The sequence below is a fragment of the Streptomyces resistomycificus genome (assembly GCF_001514265.1).
Lineage (GTDB): Bacteria > Actinomycetota > Actinomycetes > Streptomycetales > Streptomycetaceae > Streptomyces > Streptomyces resistomycificus.
This window is the reverse complement of sequence record NZ_KQ948998.1, coordinates 166430-188660: the sequence shown is the minus strand read 5'-3', so window position 1 is coordinate 188660 and position 22231 is coordinate 166430. Positions and strand designations below refer to the sequence as shown.

General features: G+C 71.9%; 22 protein-coding genes. 14 read left to right on the top strand and 8 right to left on the bottom strand.

Annotated features, from left to right (window positions below):
- Window positions 1-23 precede the first annotated feature (23 nt).
- Both AQJ84_RS29825 and cofC read right to left on the bottom strand, forming a co-directional pair.
- A complete protein-coding gene (locus AQJ84_RS29825; RefSeq protein WP_053191535.1) occupies window positions 24-227 on the bottom strand; it encodes a hypothetical protein in 204 nt (67 codons plus the stop codon).
- Window positions 228-236: 9 nt separating this feature from the next.
- Window positions 237-875 carry a 2-phospho-L-lactate guanylyltransferase gene (gene cofC / locus AQJ84_RS29820; RefSeq protein ID WP_030040978.1) on the bottom strand — a complete coding sequence of 213 codons (639 nt, stop codon included), beginning with the start codon at window positions 873-875 and terminating at the stop codon, window positions 237-239.
- 154 nt (window positions 876-1029) lie between these two features.
- Between cofC and AQJ84_RS29815 the strand changes: the two genes are divergently transcribed.
- The 3 genes from AQJ84_RS29815 to AQJ84_RS29805 are packed head-to-tail and all read left to right on the top strand — an operon-like array spanning window position 1030 to window position 4024.
- A complete protein-coding gene (locus AQJ84_RS29815) occupies window positions 1030-1800 on the top strand; it encodes a lysophospholipid acyltransferase family protein (RefSeq protein WP_030040979.1) in 771 nt (256 codons plus the stop codon).
- Complete coding sequence (locus AQJ84_RS29810) at window positions 1797-2807, top strand: NAD(P)H-dependent glycerol-3-phosphate dehydrogenase (RefSeq protein ID WP_030040980.1); 1011 nt, start codon at window positions 1797-1799, stop codon at window positions 2805-2807. Before AQJ84_RS29815 ends, AQJ84_RS29810 begins: the two co-directional genes overlap by 4 nt.
- Window positions 2808-2866: 59 nt before the next feature.
- A complete protein-coding gene (locus tag AQJ84_RS29805; RefSeq protein WP_030040981.1) occupies window positions 2867-4024 on the top strand; it encodes a D-alanine--D-alanine ligase family protein in 1158 nt (385 codons plus the stop codon).
- A gap of 15 nt (window positions 4025-4039) precedes the next feature.
- On the opposite strand, the gene AQJ84_RS29800 is transcribed toward AQJ84_RS29805, so the two are convergent.
- Window positions 4040-4528 carry a DUF3515 domain-containing protein gene (locus tag AQJ84_RS29800; protein WP_030040982.1) on the bottom strand — a complete coding sequence of 163 codons (489 nt, stop codon included), beginning with the start codon at window positions 4526-4528 and terminating at the stop codon, window positions 4040-4042.
- A 20-nt stretch (window positions 4529-4548) separates the two neighbouring features.
- Window positions 4549-4782 (bottom strand): Lrp/AsnC family transcriptional regulator, encoded by a 234-nt coding sequence (locus AQJ84_RS29795; protein WP_030040983.1) that lies wholly within the window; start codon window positions 4780-4782, stop codon window positions 4549-4551.
- Window positions 4783-4987: 205 nt separating this feature from the next.
- On the opposite strand from AQJ84_RS29795, the gene AQJ84_RS29790 reads away from it, so the two are divergent.
- Entirely contained in the window at window positions 4988-5953 is a 966-nt protein-coding gene (locus tag AQJ84_RS29790; protein ID WP_030040984.1) for a thiamine-phosphate kinase, read from the top strand.
- Window positions 5950-6762, top strand: a complete 813-nt coding sequence (gene thiD, locus AQJ84_RS29785; protein WP_030040985.1) for a bifunctional hydroxymethylpyrimidine kinase/phosphomethylpyrimidine kinase — start codon at window positions 5950-5952, stop codon at window positions 6760-6762. Before AQJ84_RS29790 ends, thiD begins: the two co-directional genes overlap by 4 nt.
- 171 nt (window positions 6763-6933) lie before the next feature.
- Here the strand turns inward: thiD and rpmB are convergent, their stop codons facing one another.
- Complete coding sequence (rpmB, locus tag AQJ84_RS29780; protein WP_003993230.1) at window positions 6934-7119, bottom strand: 50S ribosomal protein L28; 186 nt, start codon at window positions 7117-7119, stop codon at window positions 6934-6936.
- Window positions 7120-7374: 255 nt separating this feature from the next.
- Here rpmB and AQJ84_RS29775 point away from each other — a divergent pair, with 255 nt between their 5' ends.
- Window positions 7375-9153: a DAK2 domain-containing protein gene (locus tag AQJ84_RS29775; protein WP_053191532.1), complete on the top strand. Its 1779-nt coding sequence runs from the start codon at window positions 7375-7377 to the stop codon at window positions 9151-9153.
- A gap of 247 nt (window positions 9154-9400) precedes the next feature.
- Here AQJ84_RS29775 and AQJ84_RS29770 read toward each other — a convergent pair whose 3' ends face one another.
- Entirely contained in the window at window positions 9401-12451 is a 3051-nt protein-coding gene (locus AQJ84_RS29770; protein ID WP_053191530.1) for a hypothetical protein, read from the bottom strand.
- Window positions 12451-14286 (bottom strand): HSP90 family protein, encoded by a 1836-nt coding sequence (locus AQJ84_RS29765; protein ID WP_030040990.1) that lies wholly within the window; start codon window positions 14284-14286, stop codon window positions 12451-12453. Before AQJ84_RS29765 ends, AQJ84_RS29770 begins: the two co-directional genes overlap by 1 nt.
- A gap of 166 nt (window positions 14287-14452) precedes the next feature.
- On the opposite strand from AQJ84_RS29765, the gene recG reads away from it, so the two are divergent.
- From recG to mutM, 8 genes are all read left to right on the top strand, one after another.
- On the top strand, window positions 14453-16672 hold the full coding sequence (recG, locus tag AQJ84_RS29760) for an ATP-dependent DNA helicase RecG (protein WP_030040991.1): 2220 nt from the start codon (window positions 14453-14455) through the stop codon (window positions 16670-16672).
- A gap of 79 nt (window positions 16673-16751) precedes the next feature.
- Entirely contained in the window at window positions 16752-17336 is a 585-nt protein-coding gene (rsmD, locus tag AQJ84_RS29755; protein WP_030040992.1) for a 16S rRNA (guanine(966)-N(2))-methyltransferase RsmD, read from the top strand.
- A 26-nt stretch (window positions 17337-17362) separates the two neighbouring features.
- Window positions 17363-17842: a pantetheine-phosphate adenylyltransferase gene (gene coaD / locus AQJ84_RS29750; protein ID WP_030040993.1), complete on the top strand. Its 480-nt coding sequence runs from the start codon at window positions 17363-17365 to the stop codon at window positions 17840-17842.
- Between the two features lie 98 nt (window positions 17843-17940).
- Window positions 17941-19005 carry an ATP synthase F0 subunit B gene (locus tag AQJ84_RS29745; protein WP_053191528.1) on the top strand — a complete coding sequence of 355 codons (1065 nt, stop codon included), beginning with the start codon at window positions 17941-17943 and terminating at the stop codon, window positions 19003-19005.
- A 164-nt stretch (window positions 19006-19169) separates the two neighbouring features.
- The gene (locus AQJ84_RS29740) at window positions 19170-19814 is read left to right on the top strand and encodes a YceD family protein (RefSeq protein WP_030040995.1); all 645 of its coding nucleotides are present in this window, start codon (window positions 19170-19172) and stop codon (window positions 19812-19814) included.
- A 2-nt stretch (window positions 19815-19816) separates the two neighbouring features.
- Window positions 19817-19990 carry a 50S ribosomal protein L32 gene (gene rpmF, locus AQJ84_RS29735; RefSeq protein ID WP_007493396.1) on the top strand — a complete coding sequence of 58 codons (174 nt, stop codon included), beginning with the start codon at window positions 19817-19819 and terminating at the stop codon, window positions 19988-19990.
- A gap of 19 nt (window positions 19991-20009) precedes the next feature.
- The gene (gene rnc, locus AQJ84_RS29730) at window positions 20010-20822 is read left to right on the top strand and encodes a ribonuclease III (RefSeq protein ID WP_037803041.1); all 813 of its coding nucleotides are present in this window, start codon (window positions 20010-20012) and stop codon (window positions 20820-20822) included.
- An 84-nt stretch (window positions 20823-20906) separates the two neighbouring features.
- Window positions 20907-21767 carry a bifunctional DNA-formamidopyrimidine glycosylase/DNA-(apurinic or apyrimidinic site) lyase gene (gene mutM / locus AQJ84_RS29725; RefSeq protein WP_030040997.1) on the top strand — a complete coding sequence of 287 codons (861 nt, stop codon included), beginning with the start codon at window positions 20907-20909 and terminating at the stop codon, window positions 21765-21767.
- Here the strand turns inward: mutM and AQJ84_RS29720 are convergent.
- Window positions 21740-22141 (bottom strand): winged helix-turn-helix transcriptional regulator, encoded by a 402-nt coding sequence (locus AQJ84_RS29720; protein ID WP_030040998.1) that lies wholly within the window; start codon window positions 22139-22141, stop codon window positions 21740-21742. The two genes, mutM and AQJ84_RS29720, sit on opposite strands and share 28 nt — an antisense overlap.
- Between the last annotated feature and the right edge of the window lie 90 nt (window positions 22142-22231).

The following is a 22231-nucleotide window of genomic DNA, read 5'->3' as shown; positions in this document are numbered from 1 at the left end:
GGGGGAGTCTCGCTCGGTGCGCCTCAGAAGGTCTGGAGCGTGACGAGGGTGATCCGGCGGGCCTCGCCCTCACCCTCCGTCTCGACGCGTACCCGCTGGCCGGGCCGCAGCAGCCTCAGACCGCCCGCGTCGAACGCCGCCGCGTCGAAGGGCACCGGGGTGCCGTCGTCGAGGAGCACCTGCCCGCTGCGGTGGTCGGGGTCGTAGGTGTACGCGGTCGCCTGCATGGCGGCAGCCTACTGCCCGGGGATCAGCAACCGCGCGGCCACCGCGGCCGTCCGTGGGCCCACCCCCAGGGCCAGCGCCGCGCGCAGATCCGCACCGGTGTCCACGTCCTGCCGTACGGAATCCACCGCGCCGAGGTCGATTTCCGCGGCGCCGGAAGCGCGATGGCGTGCGCGGGAATCCACACCGAAGGCGGGCAGCAATTCCGCGCCGTATCGGGCGGCCAGCAGAGTCGTGCCGATCGCGGCGGCATCAGGCAGGAATGCGCGCGGAAATTCCGCGGCCGCTTCCAGGACCCGGGCCAATTCCAGGGGGCGCAGCGCCGGAAGATCGGCGTTCAGGGCCGCCACGGCACTTTCGGGACGCGCGGCGCGTACCCGCCGGGCGCCGTGCGACAGGGCGGCGTTCAGACCGCCGGCCGGTTCGTCGGGGACGATGTGCGCGCCCAGCGCGCCCAGCTCCCGGCCCGCCAGGTCGTCGTCCGTGACGACTGCCACATCCTTCACCACGGGGCAGGCCAGCGCGGCCGCCACGGTGTCCTGGGCGAAGGCCAGCGCGAGGCCCGGGCGCAGCCCGTCGGCGGCGGTGTCCGAGAGCCTGCTCTTGGCTCGCGCCAGAGGTTTCAGGGGTATGACCAGGGTCCACTGCACCAGCGTTTCTTACCTCTCTTGTCGCGGCCATTGTCACTCAGCCTTCACCGGGGCCAGCCGTCGGTCGCGGAGTCGGGGCGTACGGTGTTCTCGACAGACCGGCGGCCTGGAGCGACACTTGTGCGGCCCCCAGGCCCTAGAGGAAGGTGTCCGCGTGCCCCGCCGGAGAATCGGGTTCTGGTACCGCTTCGCAGCGGTCCTCTGCAAACCGCCACTGGTGGTTCTGATCAAGCGGGACTGGCGCGGAATGGAGAACATTCCGGTCGAGGGCGGATTTATCACCGCGGTGAACCACAATTCGCACATCGATCCCTTCGCGTATGCGCACTTCCAGTACAACACCGGTCGCGTTCCACGATTCCTGGCGAAGAGCGGTCTTTTCGGGAAGGGATTCGTCGGCGCCGCGATGCGGGGCACCGGGCAGATCCCCGTCTACCGCGAGAGCACGGACGCGCTCAGCGCCTTCCGCGCCGCGATCGACGCGGTGGAGCACGGTGAGTGCGTCGCCTTCTACCCCGAGGGCACCCTCACCCGCGACCCGGACGGCTGGCCCATGACCGGCAAGACCGGTGCCGCGCGGGTCGCCCTGCAGACCAGGTGCCCGGTGATCCCGGTCGCCCAGTGGGGCGCCAACGAGGTGCTGCCGCCGTACGCCAAGAAGCCCAACCTCCTTCCGCGCAAGACCCACCGGGTGCTGGCCGGCCCGCCCGTGGACCTGTCGAGGTTCTACGACAAGGAGATGACCCCGGACCTGCTGAAGGAGGCGACCGAGGTCATCATGGCCGCCATCACCCTGCAGCTGGAGCTGATCCGCGGTGAGAAGGCGCCCGCCGCGCCGTACGACCCGCGTCGTGAGCGGATCGAGCAGCGGCGCCGCACCCGGGCGCAGGGGAAGGTCGAACAGGAAGAGGGGCAGGGCACGTGAGCAAGTCCGTCAAGGCGGCCGTCTTCGGCACCGGATCGTGGGGCACGGCGTTCGGTACGGTCCTCGCCGACGCGGGGTGCGAGGTGACCCTGTGGGGCCGCCGCGCCGACCTCGCGGAAGCGATCAACTCCACGCGTACGAACCCGGACTACCTCCCCGGTGTCGAACTCCCGGAGAACCTGCGGGCGACGACGGACGCCGCCGAGGCCGCCCGCGGCGCCGACTTCACCGTCCTCGCGATCCCGTCGCAGACGCTGCGCGCCAACCTCGCCAAGTGGACGCCGCTGCTCGCCCCCGACACGGTCCTCGTGTCGCTGATGAAGGGCGTCGAACTCGGTTCCGCCATGCGGATGAGCGAGGTCGTCGAGGACGTCGCCAAGGTGGGGCTCCGCCGCATCGCCGTGGTCACCGGTCCCAACCTGGCGCGCGAGATCGCCGCCCGGATGCCGGCGGCGTCCGTGGTCGCGTGCACCGACGAGGCCGTCGCCCGGCGGCTCCAGGCCGCCTGCCACACGCCGTACTTCCGCCCGTACACCAACACCGACGTGGTCGGCTGCGAACTCGGTGGTGCGGTCAAGAACGTGATCGGTCTCGCCGTCGGCATCGCGGACGGCATGGGTCTCGGCGACAACGCCAAGGGTTCGCTCATCACCCGCGGCCTGGCGGAGACGACCCGGCTGGGTCTGGCGATGGGCGCCGACCCGCTGACGTTCTCCGGACTCGCCGGGCTCGGCGACCTGGTGGCGACCTGCTCCTCGCCGCTGTCCCGCAACCACACCTTCGGCACCAACCTCGGCCGGGGCATGACCCTTCAGGAGACCATCGCGGTCACCAAGCAGACCGCCGAGGGCGTCAAGTCCTGTGAGTCGGTGCTCGATCTGGCCCGCCGGCACGGCGTCGACATGCCCATCACCGAGACGGTCGTGGGCATCGTCCACGAGGGCAAGCCGCCCGTGGTCGCCCTCAAGGAGCTGATGTCGCGCAGCGCGAAGCCCGAACGACGCTGAGCGACGCCGCCCGTGGCACGCTGTCTCCGGGCCTTACCAACGGGTACTCTCATCGCGATATGAGCACCGAGAACCTCCCCCAGAACCCTGAGCAGTCGCCTCGCAAGCCGCGCGTGGCCGTCGTGTTCGGCGGACGCAGTTCCGAACACGGGATCTCCATGGTGACCGCCGGCGCCGTGCTGCGGGCCATCGACCGGACGAAGTACGACGTCCTGCCGATCGGCATCACGCGGGAGGGTCGCTGGGTGCTCACCGCCGACGAACCGGACCGCATGGCGATCACCGAGCGCCGTACGCCCGACGTCGAGGAGCTCGCCGAGTCGAGCGAGGGCGGCGTGGTGCTCCCCGTCGACCCGGCGAACCGCGAAGTCGTCTACAGCGAGCCCGGATCGGTGCCCAAGGCGCTCGGCGAGGTCGACGTCGTCTTCCCCGTCCTGCACGGCCCGTACGGCGAGGACGGCACCCTGCAGGGCCTCCTGGAGCTCTCCGGAGTGCCGTACGTGGGTTCGGGCGTGCTCGCCTCGGCCGTCGGCCAGGACAAGGAGTACATGAAGCGGGTGTTCACCTCCTTCGGGCTCAAGGTGGGCCCGTACGTGGTGATCAGGCCGCGGGAGTGGGAGCGCGACGAGGCGGCCGCCCGCAAGAAGATCGTCGACTTCGCCGGCGACCATGGCTGGCCGCTGTTCGTGAAGCCCGCGCGCGCGGGCTCGTCGATCGGCATCACCAAGGTCGACGACCTGACGGGGCTCGGCGAGGCCATCGCCGAGGCACAGCGGCACGACCCGAAGATCCTCGTGGAGGCGGCGCTGCGCGGCCGTGAGATCGAGTGCGGGGTGCTGGAGTTCGAGGACGGCCCGCGGGCCTCCGTCCCGGCCGAGATCCCGCCGCCGGACGCGCACGCGTACTACGACTTCGAGGCGAAGTACATCGACTCGACCCCGGGGATCGTGCCCGCGCCGCTGACTCCCGAGGAGACGGCCGAGGTCCAGAGGCTCGCGGTGGACGCCTTCGACGCGGCCTCCTGCGAGGGCCTGGTCCGCGCGGACTTCTTCCTCACCGAGGACGGGGAGTTCGTGATCAACGAGATCAACACCATGCCCGGCTTCACCCCCATCTCGATGTACCCGCAGATGTGGCAGGCGAGCGGGATCAGCTATCCCGAGCTGGTGGATCGGCTGGTGCAGGCGGCGCTGCGGCGTTCGACGGGCCTGCGCTGACCTTCGTACGGCGAGCTAGTCGGCGATCCCCTCGGGGATCGCCTTCCTGACGGCCGGGGCCACGTCGACCAGCGGCGCCATGCCGTCACCGGTGCGCTCCTTGGGGATCGTCACCTCGACGTAGGCCTCCCGCAGGGTCGTCGTGAAGCGGAACGCCCCGTCGTCCTGCTCCTGCAGCAACCACCCCACGCCGTCCACGTCCACGCCGTCCGCGTCCGGGTCGTTCACCGCCGCGGGTCGCGGTACCCCGCAGCGCAGTATGATCGCCGGGTTCCCCCAGCCCGCGGTCAGCGCGGACGAGGGCTCGGGATCCCGGCGATCCTGACCGTCGACCTCGGACGGGAGCGTCTTGTCCAGCTCTCGGCACAGCTTCGTGGCCTTCGCGTCCGGAGTGGGAACCGCCGCCGACGCGGTGTCGTCTGCTGAGGAGCAGCCCGCGACCGTGATCAGCAGGACGAGCGCGGGCCCGACGAGGTTGCGGCGCCGGTGACGGGAGAAGTTCACCGGCCAAGGGTAGACGGGGGCTACAGATGCACGACCGGGCAGGTCAGAGTACGGGTGATGCCGTCCACCTGCTGGACCTTCGCGACCACCATGCGACCGAGGTCGTCGACCGTGTCCGCTTGGGCGCGCACGATCACGTCGTACGGTCCCGTCACGTCCTCGGCCTGGATGACACCGGGAATCTTGTTGATCGTCTCGGCGACGGTCGACGCTTTGCCGACCTCCGTCTGGATCAGGATGTACGCCTGTACCACGGAACCTCCAGGGCGGCCACGAGGATCATGTGGGGAAAAGGAACGCCACGGTATCGCGTCGCCGCTCGCCGCGGGGAGACCTGCGGGGACCAGGCTTGCGCGCCGGGGTACCGGCACGACAGAAGTTGACGGTCACCTCGACCGTATCGAGGACACTGGTGACGCGCGACCGGGCACGGACAGGTACAGAAGGGGCGTAAGGGCAATGAAGGGGACTGTTGGTGAGCTCGGGGAGTTCGGGCTCATCAGGGAGCTCACCTCCCGTCTCACCACCACCCCGGCGGTCCGGGTCGGCCCGGGCGACGACGCCGCCGTGGTGGCCGCGCCCGACCGCAGGGTCGTGGCGAGCACCGACATCCTTCTGGAGGGGCGGCACTTCCGACGGGACTGGTCCACGGCCTACGACGTGGGCCGCAAGGCCGCCGCGCAGAACCTCGCGGACATCGCCGCCATGGGCGCCGTACCGACCGCGCTGCTGCTCGGTCTGGTCGTGCCCGCCGAGCTGCCGGTGACCTGGCCCACCGAGCTGATGGACGGGCTGCGCGACGAGTGCCAGGTCGCGGGCGCCTCCGTGGTCGGCGGCGACGTCGTACGCGGCGACACGATCATGGTGTCGATCACCGCTCTCGGCGATCTGCGCAACAACGAGCCCGTCACGCGGGGTGGCGCGCAGCCCGGCGACATCGTCGCGGTGACCGGCTGGCTGGGCTGGTCGGCGGCCGGGTACGCGGTGCTCGCCCGCGGGTTCCGCTCGCCGCGCGCCTTCGTGGAGGCGCACCGGCGTCCCGAGCCGCCGTACCACGCGGGTCCGGCCGCCGCCGGACTGGGGGCGACCGCGATGTGCGACGTGAGCGACGGCCTGATCGCGGACCTCGGGCACATCGCCGAGGCCAGCAAGGTCCGCATCGACGTCCGCTCCGGCGCGATCGACATCCCGTCCCAGATGAACGACATCGGGCAGGCCGTCGGCGTCGATCCCATGCAGTGGGTGCTGACCGGGGGAGAGGACCACGCGATCGTGGCGACCTTCCCGCCGGACGTGAAGCTGCCGGCCCGCTGGAAAGTCATCGGCGAGGTCCTCAACCCCTCGGCGCTGCCGCAGGTGACGGTCGACGGGGCACCGTGGACCAAGAAGGGCGGCTGGGACCACTTCGGGGACATCGAGTCGTGAGCGCGCCGCCTCGGGTTCTCACGGTCGCCGGCTCCGACTCCGGCGGGGGAGCGGGCATCCAGGCCGACCTGAAGACGATGCTGGCGCTCGGCGTGCACGGCATGAGCGTCCTCACGGCGGTCACCGCGCAGAACTCCCTCGGTGTGCAGGGCGCCTGGGAGCTGCCCGTGGAGGCCGTGCGGGCCCAGTACCGCAGTGTGGCCGACGACATCGGCGTACAGGCGGTCAAGACCGGCATGCTCGCCTCGGCCGAACTCGTCGAGGCGGTGGCCGAGTTGATCGGCGGGACGGACGCGCCCGCGGTCGTCGACCCGGTCGGCGTCTCCAAGCACGGGGACTCCCTGCTCGCCGCGTCCGCCCTGGACTCGGTGCGCACGAGACTGCTGCCGGTCGCCACCCTCGCCACGCCGAACCTCGACGAGGTGGCCCAGATCACCGGCGTACGGGTCGAGTCGGAGGCGGATCTGCCGCGGGCCGCGGCGGCGGTGCTGGAGTACGGGCCGCGATGGGTGCTCGTCAAGGGCGGTCATCTGGCCGGTGACGCCGTGGACCTGCTCACCGACGGCTCCGAGACGCACTGGCTGCGCGCGCCGAGGTACGACAACCGGCACACGCACGGCACGGGCTGCACGCTCGCGTCGGCGACGGCGTCGGAGCTCGCCAAGGGGCTGTCGGTGCCGGAGGCGGTGGCGGCGGCCAAGGAGTACGTCACCGGGGCCATCGCGGCCGGGTTCGCGCTGGGGGGCGGGATCGGGCCGGTGGATCATGGGTGGGCGCTGCGGCCGGGGCGTGCGGGAGGCGGCGCGTAAGCGCTCGCGTAATCGTTGGCGTAATCGTTTGCGGCATGGTTTGCGCCTGGCCGGGTTCGCGGGCCGGGCACGGGCATGCGGGTTTGAGCCAGGGCATGCAAAAAGCCGGTCCACACTCGGTGGACCGGCTCTGAGCAGCGAACCAGCAGTGGCCGCGCGCTTAGCTGTGCGTCAGCGCGAGACCTTGCCGGCCTTGATGCACGAGGTGCAAGCGTTCACGCGCTTCGGCGTCCCGCCCACCACGGTACGCACACGCTGGATGTTCGGGTTCCAGCGGCGGGACGTACGGCGGTGCGAGTGCGAGATGTTGTTGCCGAAGCCCGGCCCCTTGCCGCAGACGTCGCAGTTGGCAGCCACGGGTCACTCCAAAGACTTCAGATGCACTTACGGTTGAACCCGGCATGCCGGGATCAAGATCGTAGGATCAGAGATCTGAGTGGCGGTGCCAGGGGATGGCCCGAGTGGATCGGGCAACCGGAGCAGCATACAACGACTGCGCCAGCAGAACGAAACTACCATGGCTGATCGGGGCTCGGCCCCAGGCCCACTTCCGGTGGACACCGCCCCGAGGTCTACGCTGCGTCCCAGGTCCGGCAGCTCAGGGAGGCGCAGGTGGCGCAGGTGCCGCAGACATTCTTCGATGCTCTCGCGGTGCGCACCTGGTGCGGTCTCGCGCTCCGGGCGCTGGGCCGCGCGCGCGAGGAGATCGACGCGATCAACGTCTATCCCGTGGCGGACGGTGACACCGGCACCAACCTGTACCTGACGGTCGAGTCGGCCGTCGCGGCCGTCGAGGCGGTGTTCACGGGGCACGAGGCCGGTCTGCCGACCGCCGAGCCGGCGCTCGCCGACGCCGCGCGGGCGATGGCGCACGGGGCCCTCATAGGCGCCCGGGGCAACTCGGGGACGATCCTCGCGCAGTTGCTCCGCGGCATGGCCCAGGTACTGGCCACCGACGGTGACAACGCTCACGCCGACGGCCGGGGCCTGGGTCTCGCCCTGCGGCAGGCGGCCGACTCCGCCCGCCAGGCCGTTGCCCGGCCCGTCGAAGGCACCGTCCTCACCGTCGCCTCGGCCGCGGCCGACGCGGCCGCCGCGGCGGAGGGCGACTGCGCGACGGTGGCCCGCGCGGCTCTCGAGGGCGCCCGTGCGGCGCTCGCCGCGACGCCGGGCCAGCTGGCGGTCCTGGAGCGGGCCGGGGTGGTCGACGCGGGCGGTCGGGGGCTGGTGGCGGTCCTGGGGGCGCTGGTGGAGACGTTCACCGGGGAGGTGCCGGAGGCGCACTGGGCGCCGGCTGTGGGGGTGCACGCGCGTGTGGGGTTCACCGGGGCGGGGTCGGCAGCCACGGCTGCGGGTGCGGCTGCCGGTGCGGGTGCGGGTGCGGGTGCTGGTGCCGGTGCCGACGTCGGTGTCGGTGTCGGTGTCGACGACGATGAGTGCGTGGGTGGCGCGCAGGCCCCGGAGGGCGGCCCCGCCTTCGAGGTGATCTACCTACTGGAGGCCGACGAGTCGGCCGTCGCGCGTCTGCGGGAGCGGCTCGACGCCCTGGGGGACTCGCTCGTCGTGGTCGGCGGCGACGGGCTGTGGAACGTCCATGTGCATGTCGACGACGCCGGCGCGGCCGTGGAGGCGGGCGTCGAGGCCGGGCGGCCGTACCGGATCCGGATCACGCACTTCGGGCTGGGCGACGTCCACACCACCGGCGCCGAGCGGCCGGTCCGGGAGCGCGCCCAGCGCGCCGTCGTGGCCGTCGTACCCGGGGAGGGCCTGGCCGCGCTCTACACCGAGGCGGGCGCGACCACCGTGCTCGCGCGCCCCGGGGAGCCGCCCGCGAGCGGGGAGCTGGCCGAGGCCGTACGGCGCGCCCACGCGCGCGAGGTGGTGCTGCTGCCCAACGACGCGGACCTGCGCCACACGGCGGCGGCGGCCGCCGAGCAGGCTCGCGCCGACGGCATCCGCGTGGCCCTCATTCCGACGCGCTCCGCGGTCCAGGGCATCGCCGCGCTCGCCGTGCACGAGCCGGACCGCCGCTTCGACGAGGACGTCGTGACGATGACCTCCGCCGCGGGGGCCACCAGGTACGCCGAGGTCGTCGTCGCGGAACGCCAGTCCTGGACCATGGCCGGCATCTGCCAGGCCGGAGACGTCCTCGGTCTCGTCGACGGCGACGTGGCCGTCATCGGGGAGGACGTCGCCGGCACCGCCGAGAGGGTCCTGGACCGCATGCTCTCGGCCGGCGGCGAACTGGTCACCCTCGTGCTGGGCGACGAGGCCCCCGAGCACGTCGCCGACCATCTCGAAGCGCGGGTACGGGAGGCGTACCTAGCCGTCGACACGGTGGTGTACCGGGGTGGTCGGCAGGGAGCCCTGCTGCTTATCGGGGTGGAGTGACCCGGGGGGGGGGTGCCCCGAGGCGGCGGCACGTGGGGTCGGTCGGCGGCCCGGGCTTGCGTTGCCTCGCCTTGTGGGGCCGGTACACGGCCTGCGCTTGCGCTGCCTCGCCTTGTGGAGGCCGGTAGACGCCTGTGCTCGCGTCGTCACGCCTTGTGGAGGCCGGTGCACGGCCCGCGCTCGCGCTGACTCGCCTTGTGGGCCGTACATGGCCTGCGCTCGCGTCGCCGCCCCCGATGGGCGGGCCCTAGTCGGCCGGCTGTTCGTCCGCTCGTGCCTCCGGCTGGTCCTCCATGACCTGGAGCAGTTGCAGTGCCTCGGCGAGGCGTGCCTGTGCCGTCTCGTCCTCGTCTTCGGCGTCGTACGCCGCCAGTACCGCGCGCGCGCGTGCGGCCGCCCGGGCCGGCCGGCTCAGGTCGGCCTCCAGCCAGCCCGCGGTCAGTTCGGCGCCGGTCCGGCTGTGCAGACCGTCGTCGCCCAGGGCGGCGAACAGCACGATGGCCTCGGCGACTTGGGCCAGGGACTCCTCCAGTACGGCGCGGATCGAATCGTCCTCGTCGTCCTCGGCGGCGGAACGGGCGAGCAGGTCGCCGAACTGGCGCCGGGTGTGGCCGAGTTCGGCCACCAACCGCTGCCGGGCGCCCTCGTCGGCTCCCTCCGGGCCCAGCGCCGCCTCGCACTCCCGGACCGCGCTCGCCATCAACTCCCTCGCCGCCTCAGGCCCTTCCTCCGGCCGCAGAGCGAGCCACGCCCGGGCGCGCAGGGAGCGGACGAGGCCGTGGACGTTGCCGAGCGAGCGCCACAGGTCGCCCGCGCGCGCGTACGCCCGGTCCGCCTCGGCGGGCAGCCCCGCGTGCCCGAGGGACTCGGCGGCCAGGTGGGCGAGCGTCGCGTGGTCGTGCTGCTCGGGCCAGTGGCGGGCGATCTCGGCCGCCTGGAGCCGGCGTTCGGCGGCCGCGCGGTGCTCGCCGAGCTCGCTCAGACAGTCGCCGAGCCACCACTGCGTCTGCACGATCGCGCCGTCGCCGTGCGTCTCGAGGCTCAGGTCGGGCAGCGCGGACTCCAGCACCTCCGCCGCCTCGGCCCACCGTCCCAGCCGCAGCAGGAAGCCGCCGAGCTGGTGCCGGGCCCAGGCGCCGAGTGTCGGGCCCTCGCCGGCCTCGTCGGCCCAGTGGGCCGCCTCAAGGGCGTGCTCGGCCGCCTCCTCCGGCAGTCCCCTGCCGCCGACGACCTCGGCGAGCTGGAGGCGCAGCTGGGCCCGCCCGATCGCCTCCAGCTGCGCCCCGCCGTGCTCCAGGGCCGCCCGCAGCGCCCGTTCCGTCTCGGCGACGTCCCCGAGATGGTGCGCGAGCCCCGCCAGCCGGGCCTCGTACTCCACCGCGAACCACGGCACCCCCGCGCCGACGTACGCCGCCGCGGAGCGCCTGAACAGCTCCGCGGCCCGCTCCACGTCCCCGGCGTTCGCCGCCAGCTCCGCGAGCATCGCCTGCGCCTCGGCGGCCCGCGCCGCGAGTCGCACGTCGTCCCCGGTACGCCCCTCGACCAGCGCCAGCACCTCCCGCGCGGCGGCTCCGGCATCCGCGAGCACCGATCCCACCGAGACGGCGCCCCCCGAGACGCCGCCCCCCGGGTCGCCGGCCCTCCGCGGGCCGTCGGCGGGGTCTTCGCCGCCTTCGGAGCCGGTGTCCCCCAGGGACTCCACGACCTCCTGCACCCGCCGCATCAGGATCCGCGCCCGTCCCATCAGCACCGACGCCGTCTGCCGTACGCCCGTGCCGTCCTCGGCGTACAGCGCGAGGACCTCGTCGTAGGGCTCGGCGACCGCCGTCAGGGCCTGGTCCACCTGGCCCGTGAGGGCGCGTACATAGGCCGCACGCGTGCGTGCCGCCAGGGCCTCTCCCGGGTCGCCCGCCTCCGCGTACAGCTCGGCGGCACGTTCGAAGAGAGCGGCCCCTTCGGGGCCGCGGTCCATCGCCTCGTGGTCGGCGATCTCCGCGCGGTCGAGGGCGTCCAGCTCGACGCCCTCCGCGGCCCGGGCGACGGCCGCCCACGCCTCGACGGCGTCCGGCTGCAGGGTGTCCGACATCCGCCGCGCCTCGGCGATCAGGGCGGTCAGGTCCGGCTCGTCGCCGGTCGCCGGGGTGACAGCGGCCGGCGGTGCCGGGGGAGGCGAGACGGCGGCCCGCGCCGACCGCACGCCCAGCGGCAGCCGTTCCACCAGCGGACGTTGCGCCATACGCGCGCGTGCCCGCTCGCTGACGTGCCGCGTGCCGTTGCGCTCGTCGAAGCGGGCGGCCAGCGCGAGGGCCTCGCCCCGAGCGTGCGCGGCGAGGTCGCGCGCGCTCCACGCCCGGTCGGCCGGTCCCGGCACCCGCTGCTCGCCGAGCCCGAGCTCGGTCAAACGGTCCATGAGCAGGGCCACCACGGCCATGAAGTCCAGCTTGCTGCGCGGATGCCCGTCGTCCGTGAAGTACGCCGGCCGCTGTGCGAGCAGCTCCAGGCCGCGGGCCTCGTTGCCGGACAGCGCGCAGAACTCGACGTGGTCCGCGTAGGCCCCGCGCATGCTCTCCATGGCCCGTACGAGCCGGAAACCCCGCAGATGGTGGGCGCGCGCCTCGTCCGCGCGGCCGAGCCGCAGCAGGGGCGTCAGGGAGGACGCGAGCACCGTGTGCGGCTCGTGCGCGCAGGTGTACTCGCCCTCCAGGACCGGCGCCCACAGCTCCAGCGCCGCCGCGTCCCGCCCGCGCTCCGCCTGCCACCAGCCCTGCCCGTGCAGCTCGCAGGCGTGACAGTCGGCCATGGCGTCCCGGTCGGCGGCCAGCCAGGCGGCGTACGCCCGCTCGGCCCGCTCCACGTCCCCGGTGTGCGCGGCCACACTGAACTCGGCACTGCGCACGGCCCGCTCGGAGTGCCCGGCCAGCCGGTAGCGGTGTTCCATCTCGCCGAGCCACTTCTCGACGGAGGCCAGCGGTACGTGCGGCTGGTCCAGCATGCCGGCCGACATCCACTTGAAGACCCAGTGCAGCGAGTGCGTCTCGTAGGCGTCGAAGTCCTCGGGCCGCTCGTCCCACATGCGCAGCAGCCGCGCGAAGGGCACGAACATCTTGGCCTTTTCGGAGCTGTAGTTGTAGACCTTCAGCTGGTGCCCGAGCGCCTCGATCACCGCGAGCGGCACGTTCAGCTTCTCCGCCTCGGCGAGCAGTTGCTCCGCGCGCGCGTTGCGCGCCGGGCCCTCCGGCTGCTCGGAGTTCTCCGCCATCGCCCGGCGCAGCTCGTCGAAGTCCGTGATCCCGCTCATCAGTGACCGTCCTCGCCGTGGGTGGCCCATTCCAGGAGGCCGATGAACGCCCGGTTCAGCAGTGCCGAGTCCGCGGGCCTGAGCGGTCGCTGCGCCATCAGCAGCGCCTGCCCGTACAGGGACTCCGTGGCGGTGCCGATCAGCTCCGGGTCGCCGAGTGAACTGATCCGCCTGACCAGCGGGTTGAGGTGGTTGAGCACCAGCCGCGCGCGCGGGGCGCTGCCCCGCAGTGAGCCGAGGATGCCCGCCCACAGGTCGTCGGCCTGCTCCTCGGCGTCCGCCCGGGCCTGCTCGTGCCGAGCGGACCGGTCGTCCAGGTGCAGCGCGGGCACCGAGAGCGGATGGAAGGCACGCAGGACGACGTCACAGCCCAACGGGTCGAGCTTCGCCCGTGCGGCCGCCAGGAAGCCCGACAGGGCCAGCTCCTCGGCCGGGTCGACCGCGTCCAGATGGGCGGTCACGGTGTCCGCGTCCAGCTCGGCGACCACCGTCCCCGGCCGCACCGACGGCAGCGCCTCGACCAGCTCGCTGTCATACGTGTAACCGCCGTTGATCACCCCGACGCCCTGCGCGGACGCGATCGGCGCGACCTGCCGGTACTCCTCGACGGTCCGCGTGAAGTGCACCACCGGGTGCCGCTGCGCGAACTCCTCCAGGGACAGCCGCCCGTCGGTCGTCTCGAAGGGCAGCCACGGCAGCATCGTGCGCAGCATCTCGGCGTCGTGCCGGGCGAGCGACTTCACGCCCAGGTGGTGCACGGCCAGGAAGGCCGCGAGCCGCTGCGGATCCCCGGCCGCCAGGCCCGTCAGCCAGGACCGGATCCTTTCGCCCAGTGCCTCCCGTACGGCGGCCAGCGTCTCGTCCTCGTAGAGCGACTCGCGGGAGGCCGTGGGGCGCAGGCTGTCCGTGTCCAGGACGCAGCGCACGAAGAACGCCCAGTCGGGCAGCAGCTGTTCGCCCCGCTCGGTGAGCAGCATGCCCTTGAGATGCACGCGGTGCCCCGCCCGCTGGGCCGGACTGACGGCCGACGGCAGGACGTACGCCATCCCGCGGATCCCGGCGAGCGGCACGTCCAGCTCGATCGAGTCCAGCGGCGTGAACCCGAACAGGTCGTAGCAGTGCCGCGCCAGGGCCACCCTGCGGGTGGCGGGACTCGGATACGTCCGGTCCCAGGGCGCGGGCAGATCGGTGACCGCCTCCTCGCCCACCCGCACGTCGTACGGCAGCAGCGAGCCGAAGTCCCGGGCCAGCGCGAGGACCCGCTCCTGGGACAGCCACTCCCCGGTGCCCGCCCGCGCCACCAGGTGCACGGTGGTGCCGGGCTCCGGACGGGCCTCGTCCGGCAGCGTCCGCACGGTGTACGAACCGTCGTCGCTCGCCGTCCACTCCACGGGCGCGGCATCCGGCGTACGCGCGCTGCGGCTGACCACCCTGATCCGCTCGGCGACCACGAAGCAGGCGAGCAGCCCGATGCCGAACTGCCCGAGGAAGTCGGAGCGGGCCTCCCGCAGTCCGTCGGCACGTTTGGAGCTGCGCCCGATGGTCGCGAGGAGCGTGTGCACGTCCGCCTCGGTGAGTCCGACTCCGGAGTCCTCGACACGCAGCGAGCCGCCCTCGGCGTACAGCCGCACCCGCGCGGGGGCGTCGGGCTGCTCCGCCCGGCGGGCGGTGATCGCGTCCACCGCGTTCTGCAGCAGCTCGCGCAGATAGACCTTGGGGCTGGAGTAGAGGTGATGGGACAGCAGGTCCACCAGACCGCGCAGGTCGACCTGGAACGTGTGGGGTGACTGGGGTGACGGGGATGCCTGGGAGGGCTGTGAGATCTGGGAGTCCATCGTCGCAGCGCCGGTGGGGGGATGGGCGACGGCGCGGGGTCGGGCGGTCCCGTGTGAGGCGGTGACCGCGGGGGATGGCCGGAGCGCGTCATCCTAAGGCCCGAACGAGCCGTCTGACCAGGGGTTTCCCGCTATGTATACGGCAATGTCAGTGGCGTGGTGTGCAATGGATCTCGTGCCCGCACTGGAAGAACCACTGAAGCAGCCCCTCAAGTCAGTGCTCGGCCCCGCCACCGCGAAGGTGATGGCCGAGCACCTCGGCCTGCACACCGTCGGCGACCTTCTGCACCACTACCCGCGCAGATACGAGGAGCGGGGCCGGCTCACCCACCTCGCCGACCTCCCCATGGACGAACACGTCACCGTGGTCGCCCAGGTCGCCGACGCCCGCCTGCACACCTTCGCCTCCGCCAAGGCCCCGCGCGGCAAAGGCCAGCGCCTCGAGGTGACCATCACGGACGGCAGCGGCCGGCTCCAGCTGGTGTTCTTCGGCAACGGCGTGCACAAACCGCACAAGGAACTGCTGCCGGGCACCCGCGCACTGTTCGCGGGCAAGGTCTCGGTCTTCAACCGCCGCCTCCAACTGGCCCATCCGGCTTACGAGTTGCTGCGCGGTGACAGCGAGGAGGCCGTCGACACCTGGGCCGGCGCCCTGATCCCGATGTACCCCGCCACCGCCAAGCTGGAGTCCTGGAAGATCGGCAAGGCGCTCCAGACCGTGCTGCCGAGCGCCCAGGACGCCCTCGACCCGCTCCCGGACTCCCTCCGTGAGGGCCGCGGCCTGGTCTCCCTCCCCGAGGCCCTCCTCAAGATCCACCGGCCGCACACCAAGGCGGACATCGAGGACGCCCGCGCCCGCCTGAAGTGGGACGAGGCCTTCGTCCTCCAGGTCGCTCTGGCCCGCCGCCGCCACGCCGACGCCCAACTCCCGGCCGTACCCCGCAGACCCGCCCCCGACGGCCTGCTCACCGCCTTCGACGCCCGCCTGCCCTTCACCCTCACCGAGGGCCAGCAGAAGGTCTCCAAGGAGATCTTCGACGACCTCGCCACGGACCATCCGATGCACCGGCTGCTCCAGGGCGAGGTCGGCTCGGGCAAGACCATGGTGGCCCTCCGGGCCATGCTCGCCGTGGTCGACGCCGGTGGTCAGGCCGCGATGCTCGCGCCCACCGAGGTGCTCGCCCAGCAGCACCACCGGTCGGTCGTGGAGATGATGGGGGAGCTGGCCGAGGGCGGGATGCTCGGCGGGGCCGAGCGGGCGACCAAGGTGGTGGTGCTCACCGGGTCCATGGGAGCCGCCGCCCGTCGCCAGGCGCTGCTCGATCTCGTGACCGGCGAGGCCGGAATCGTGATCGGCACCCACGCGCTGATCGAGGACAAGGTCCAGTTCCACGACCTCGGTCTGGTCGTCGTCGACGAGCAGCACCGCTTCGGAGTCGAGCAGCGCGACGCCTTGCGCGGCAAGGGCAAGCAGCCCCCGCACCTGCTCGTCATGACCGCCACGCCCATTCCCCGCACGGTCGCGATGACCGTCTTCGGAGACCTGGAGACCTCCGTCCTCGACCAGCTCCCGGCCGGCCGCTCGCCGATCGCCAGCCATGTCGTACCGGCCGCCGACAAGCCCCACTTCCTGTCCCGGGCCTGGGAGCGGGTGCGGGAGGAGGTGGAGAACGGCCATCAGGCGTACGTCGTCTGCCCCCGCATCGGTGACGAGGAGGACGACCCGAAGAAGGCCGGCAGGAAGAAGTCCCCCGAGGACGAGGCGGAGAAGCGCCCACCCCTCGCCGTCCTGGACGTCGCGGACCAGCTGGCCAAGGGCCCGCTCGGGGACCTGCGGGTCGAGGTCCTGCACGGCCGTATGCACCCCGACGACAAGGACGCGGTCATGCGGCGCTTCGCCGCCGGCGAGACCCAGGTCCTGGTCGCCACCACCGTCATCGAGGTCGGCGTCAACGTGCCCAACGCCACCGCGATGGTGATCATGGACGCCGACCGTTTCGGCGTCTCGCAGCTCCACCAGCTGCGGGGCCGGGTCGGCCGTGGCTCGGCGGCCGGCCTGTGCCTCCTGGTCACCGAGATGCCCGAGGCCAGCGCGGCCCGCCAGCGGCTCAACGCCGTCGCCGCCACCCTCGACGGCTTCGAACTCTCCCGCATCGACCTCGAGCAGCGGCGCGAGGGCGATGTCCTCGGCCAGGCCCAGTCCGGCGCCCGCACCAGCCTGCGGATGCTCGCGGTCATCGAGGACGAGGAGATCATCGCTGAGGCCCGTCAGGAGGCGGCGGCCGTGGTCGAGGCCGACCCGGAACTGACGGGACTCCCCGGACTGCGGACGGCCCTGGACGCCCTCTTGGACGAGGAAAGGGAGCAGTACCTGGAAAAGGGGTGAAGCAGACCGACCCAGGGGCGCGGACAACCGCGCGACCGGCCACACTGGACCCAAAGACGCCCACAGCCAAGGACCACAAATGACCCGCGTGATCGCCGGCGCAGCCGGCGGACGCCGCCTGGCCGTCCCGCCGGGGACCGGCACCCGCCCCACCTCCGACCGCGCACGCGAAGGCCTCTTCTCCACCTGGCAGTCCCTGCTCGGCGGCCCCCTGGAGGGCGAACGCGTCCTCGACCTGTACGCCGGCTCCGGTGCCGTGGGCCTGGAGGCCCTCTCCCGCGGCGCAGGTCACACCCTGCTCGTCGAGGCCGACGCGCGAGCGGCCCGAACCGTCCGGGAGAACGTGAGGAACCTCGGCCTCCCCGGCGCCGAGGTCATCGCGGGCAAGGCCCGGCAGGTCATCCAGACGCCGCCGGCCCAGCCGTACGACCTCGTCTTCCTGGACCCGCCGTACGCCGTCACGGACGACGATCTTCGGGAGATCCTGCTCACACTCCGCTCGGGGGGCTGGCTCGCGCCCGATGCCCTCGTCACCGTGGAGCGCAGCACCAGAGGTGGCGTATTCGCGTGGCCGGACGGTTTTGACGCGATCAGGGCCCGTCGTTACGGCGAGGGAACGTTTTGGTACGGTCGCGCCGCCTCTACGTGCGAAGACGCACGATGACCGGACCGGAGAGCGAGGGATCTCAAGTGCGCCGCGCCGTCTGTCCCGGGTCGTTCGACCCGATCACCAACGGACACCTAGACATCATTTCCCGCGCCTCCCGTCTGTACGACGAGGTCTATGTCGCGGTCATGATCAACAAGTCCAAGCGGGGACTGTTCGAGGTCGACGAGCGGATCGACCTGATCCACCAGGTCACCGCCGAGTACGAGAACGTCCGAGTCGAGGCCTTCCACGGCCTCCTCGTCGACTTCTGCAAGCAGCGCGAGATCCCGGCCATCGTCAAGGGCCTGCGCGCGGTGAGCGACTTCGACTACGAGCTGCAGATGGCCCAGATGAACATCGGCCTCTCCGGTGTCGAGACGCTCTTCGTCCCGACCAACCCGACCTACAGCTTCCTGTCGTCCTCCCTGGTCAAGGAGGTCGCGACCTGGGGCGGAGACGTGTCCCACCTGGTGCCGCCGGTGGTCTTCGAGGCCCTGTCCGAGCGCCTGAAGCAGGACTGAGAACCTGACGGGCCGTCACCCGGTGTCGGTCGGCCACCCCATGGCCGTACAGTCGTCCCGTCCGTCTCCAACACAGCTGTAGAGAGTGGCGAGCACAGGTGGACGTGCAGAAGAAGCTCGACGAGATCGTGGCCGCGGTCTCCGGTGCCCGGTCGATGCCCATGTCGGCCTCGTGCGTGGTCAACCGCGCCGACCTGCTCTCGATGCTCGAAGAGGTGCGCCAGGCCCTGCCCGGCTCCCTCGCGCAGGCCCAGGAGCTGATCGGCGACCGCGAGCAGATGGTCGAGCAGGCCCGCCAGGAGGCCGAGCGGATCATCGGGCAGGCGCACGCCGAGCGTGGCTCCCTGATCTCCGACACGGAGGTCGCCCGCCGCTCCCAGGCCGAGGCCGACCGCATCCTCACCGAGGCCCGCAAGGAGGCCGAGGACGTCCGCGCGGAGGCCGACGACTACGTCGACTCCAAGCTCGCCAACTTCGAGGTAGTCCTCACCAAGACCCTCGGCTCGGTGGGCCGCGGCCGCGAGAAGCTCCTCGGCACCGGACCCGGCGTCGACGAACAGGGCTACGAGGACGAGGACGCTCCCGAGCGCAGCCACGACCCGGAGACCCTGCGCCGCAGCGCCGACGAGTACGTCGACGTCAAGCTCGGCGCCTTCGAGGCGGTCCTGGCCAAGACCCTGGAGGCCGTCGGCCGCGGCCGGCAGAAGTTGCACGGCCGGATCGCCAGCGACGACCTCGGCGCCCTCGCCGACGACCTCAGCACCGTCCGGCACTCCAGCGACGCCGACTACCTGGACGACCTCGCCGCCCTCGCGCAGGCGGACACCCCGGCCGCCCGGTCCGCGCCCGCGGAGCAGCCCGTACCGCAGCAGTACGAGCCGCAGCCCGCCTACGGCTACCAGCAGCAGGCCGATCCCTACGGCGGCTACCAGCAGCAGTACGGCGGCCAGCAGGACCAGTACGGCTACCAGCAGGCCGATCCCTACGCCTACCAGGGCCAGGGCTACGAAGGTCAGCAGGCGGCCTACGACCCGCACCAGGCCCAGCAGGGCTACGCCGAGCAGCAGCAGATGCCAGCCCTCGACGAGACCAGCCTCTTCGACACCGGCATGATCAGCGCGGAGCAGTTGCGGGCCTATGAACAGGGACGCGGAAACGGCTGATCAGCCTCCTCGCCCAGGGGCGGCGGCGGGGAGAGCACACCGGATTGGGCCATGAGCGAAAGGTCCAGTATCCTGGCTCTTCGGTCGCGTGAACGTCCGCGATCAGCGCTGCCCGGGAACACCGAAGGGCAGCGTCCCTGAGCTCGGAAAGATCGAAAGCAGGAATGGCTCTGAACGCCCGCCTCGACCACCGCAACCCTCTCGTGTTCGACACACACGAGCTGGGGCGGCGTCCTGGCGCGCTGCAGCGCCTGACCCGCGAGATCGACGCCCCCAAGGATCTCGGGATCCAGCAGGTCATCGGAGTGCCGGAAGGCGCCCCGGTGAAGCTCGAACTCCGGCTCGAGTCCGTCATGGAAGGTGTGCTCGTCACAGGCACCGCCCGTGCACAGGCCGAGGGGGAGTGCGTAAGGTGTCTGGAGCCGCTCGAGCTGGCGCTCGAAGCGGACTTCCAGGAGATGTTCTCGTACCCTGACGCCGACGACCGGGGCCGCCCCAAGGCGGAGCCGGCCGACGACGCCGAGGAAGACGAGGACAGGCTCTTCATCGAGGACGGCTTGTTCGACCTCGAACCCGTGCTGCGTGATGCGGTGGTGCTCGCACTGCCGATGCAGCCGGTGTGCCAGGACGACTGCCTGGGCCTGTGCTCCGAGTGCGGAGCGCGGCTCACGGACGACCCGGACCACCACCATGACGCCGTCGACATTCGTTGGGCGGCACTGCAGGGACTCGCCGGTTCACTCGGAGACGGCGAGAAGGACGAGATGAGCGGCGCCGAAGCGGGCGTCGACGAGAAGCAGGAGAAGTAGCCGTGGCTGTTCCGAAGCGGAAGATGTCGCGCAGCAACACGCGCCACCGCCGGTCGCAGTGGAAGGCTGCGGTCCCCACCCTGGTTGCGTGCGAGCGCTGCCACGAGCCCAAGCTGCAGCACATCGCGTGCCCGTCTTGCGGCACCTACAACAAGCGCCAGGTTCTCGAGGTCTGAGCGGCTGGTGAGAGGCACTGTGTCCACGCCTAAGAAGAACGCTCCCCGCGCGAGCGGGAGTAGCCCGGCGGACAACACGGCCTCGTCCCACACGCTGTTGGAAGGGCGGCTCGGGTACAAGCTCGAGTCCGCCCTTCTGGTGCGTGCGCTGACCCACCGTTCGTACGCGTACGAGAACGGCGGTCTGCCGACCAACGAACGCCTGGAGTTCCTCGGGGACTCCGTGCTCGGCCTCGTGGTCACGGACACGCTGTACCGAACCCACCCCGACCTGCCCGAAGGCCAGCTGGCCAAGTTGCGGGCCGCGGTGGTCAACTCTCGTGCGCTGGCGGAGGTCGGCCGTGGGCTCGACCTGGGTTCCTTCATCCGGCTCGGCCGCGGTGAAGAGGGCACGGGCGGCCGGGACAAGGCGTCCATCCTTGCCGACACCCTGGAAGCGGTGATCGGCGCGGTCTATCTCGACCAGGGTCTGGACTCGGCGGCGGAGCTGGTGCACCGCCTGTTCGACCCGCTGATCGAGAAGTCCTCGAACCTCGGAGCCGGCCTGGACTGGAAGACCAGTCTCCAGGAGCTCACCGCGACCGAAGGACTCGGCGTGCCCGAGTACCTGGTCACGGAGACCGGCCCCGACCACGAGAAGACCTTCACTGCTGCCGCCCGCGTCGGAGGCGTCTCGTACGGCACCGGCACCGGCCGCAGCAAGAAGGAGGCGGAGCAGCAGGCCGCGGAGTCCGCATGGAGGTCCATCAGGGCCGCCGCGGACCAGCGCGCCAAGGAGGCGGCCGAACTGGCCGCCCAGGACGGCGAAGGTCCGTCGTCCGTCTCCGCCTGACCGAACAAGCGCATACCGAGCGCCCGTCCCCCGCCACGGGGGCGGGCGCTCGACTCATCCACCGGTCTGTGACAGGGGAGTTCCATGCCCGAGTTGCCCGAGGTCGAGGTCGTACGGCGCGGACTCGAACGGTGGGTCGCCCACCGGACGGTCGCGGAGGTCGAGGTGCTGCACCCGCGCGCGGTCCGTCGTCACCTCGCCGGAGCCGACGACTTCACGCACCGACTCAAGGGTCATCGCGTCGGCGTCCCCAGCCGCCGCGGCAAGTACCTGTGGCTGCCGCAGGAGGACACCGGGCAGGCGGTCCTGGCGCACCTCGGCATGAGCGGACAGCTCCTGGTCCAGCCGCACGAGGCGCCCGACGAGAAGCACCTAAGGATCCGGGTGCGGTTCGCGGACGAGGTGGACACCGAACTCCGCTTCGTCGACCAGCGCACCTTCGGCGGTCTGTCGCTGCACGACACCACCCCCGACGGCCTGCCCGACGTCATCGGGCACATCGCCCGCGACCCCCTGGACCCGCTGTTCGACGACGAGGTCTTCCACCAGGCCCTGCGCCGCAAGCGCAGCACCGTCAAACGGGCCCTGCTGGACCAGTCGCTGATCAGCGGCGTCGGCAACATCTACGCCGACGAGGCCCTGTGGCGGGCCCGCATCCACTACGAGCGACCGACGGCAGGCTTCACGCGCCCGCGCACCGCCGAACTCCTGGGCCACGTCCGGGACGTGATGAACGCGGCCCTCGATGTGGGCGGCACCAGCTTCGACAGCCTCTACGTCAACGTCAACGGGGAGTCCGGATACTTCGACCGCTCGCTCGACGCGTACGGACGCGAGGGTCTGCCCTGCAAGCGCTGCGGTACGCCGATGCGGCGCCGGCCCTGGATGAACCGGTCCAGCTACTTCTGCCCGAGGTGTCAGCGGGCGCCGCGCGTCGTGTCGTAGCGCTCCCGGGCGGCGAGGACGTCGCCCATCCGTCCCTCCACGAACTGGATGAGGCTGATCAGCCGGGTGGCGACCTCGCGGCCGATCGGGGTCAGCTCGTAGTCCACCCGGGGCGGGTTGGTGGGCTGGGCCTCGCGGTGCACGAGGCCGTCGCGCTCCAGGGCCTGGAGGGTCTGGGAGAGCATCTTCTCGCTCACGCCGTCCACCCGGCGGCGCAGCTCGTTGAACCGGAGCGAGCCCTCGTGCAGGGCGCCGAGGGTGAGGGCGCCCCAGCGGCCGGTGACGTGCTCCAGGGTGACGCGGGAGGGGCAGGCCCTGGCGAACACGTCGAAGGGGAGGTCTTTCTCCTCTGCGTGCTCGTGCATGGTGCTCATCGCTCCAGCGTACGCGAACGCAGCGCTCACCAGAAGGGTGCGCTAACCAGAAGTTAGTGTCCAGGGTGCCGGGGTGCCGCGCGTCTCGGG

What these genes read in the sequence shown, in the direction of transcription:
- AQJ84_RS29720 (WP_030040998.1), bottom strand. Translation starts at nt 22,141, where the DNA reads ATGAGCACCATGCACGAGCACGCAGAGGAGAAAGACCTCCCCTTCGAC.
- AQJ84_RS29825 (WP_053191535.1), bottom strand. Translation starts at nt 227, where the DNA reads ATGCAGGCGACCGCGTACACCTACGACCCCGACCACCGCAGCGGGCAG.
- AQJ84_RS29790 (WP_030040984.1), top strand. Translation starts at nt 4,988, where the DNA reads ATGAAGGGGACTGTTGGTGAGCTCGGGGAGTTCGGGCTCATCAGGGAG.
- mutM (WP_030040997.1), top strand. Translation starts at nt 20,907, where the DNA reads ATGCCCGAGTTGCCCGAGGTCGAGGTCGTACGGCGCGGACTCGAACGG.
- AQJ84_RS29765 (WP_030040990.1), bottom strand. Translation starts at nt 14,286, where the DNA reads ATGGACTCCCAGATCTCACAGCCCTCCCAGGCATCCCCGTCACCCCAG.
- rsmD (WP_030040992.1), top strand. Translation starts at nt 16,752, where the DNA reads ATGACCCGCGTGATCGCCGGCGCAGCCGGCGGACGCCGCCTGGCCGTC.
- AQJ84_RS29770 (WP_053191530.1), bottom strand. Translation starts at nt 12,451, where the DNA reads ATGAGCGGGATCACGGACTTCGACGAGCTGCGCCGGGCGATGGCGGAG.
- AQJ84_RS29740 (WP_030040995.1), top strand. Translation starts at nt 19,170, where the DNA reads ATGGCTCTGAACGCCCGCCTCGACCACCGCAACCCTCTCGTGTTCGAC.
- recG (WP_030040991.1), top strand. Translation starts at nt 14,453, where the DNA reads ATGGATCTCGTGCCCGCACTGGAAGAACCACTGAAGCAGCCCCTCAAG.
- AQJ84_RS29805 (WP_030040981.1), top strand. Translation starts at nt 2,867, where the DNA reads ATGAGCACCGAGAACCTCCCCCAGAACCCTGAGCAGTCGCCTCGCAAG.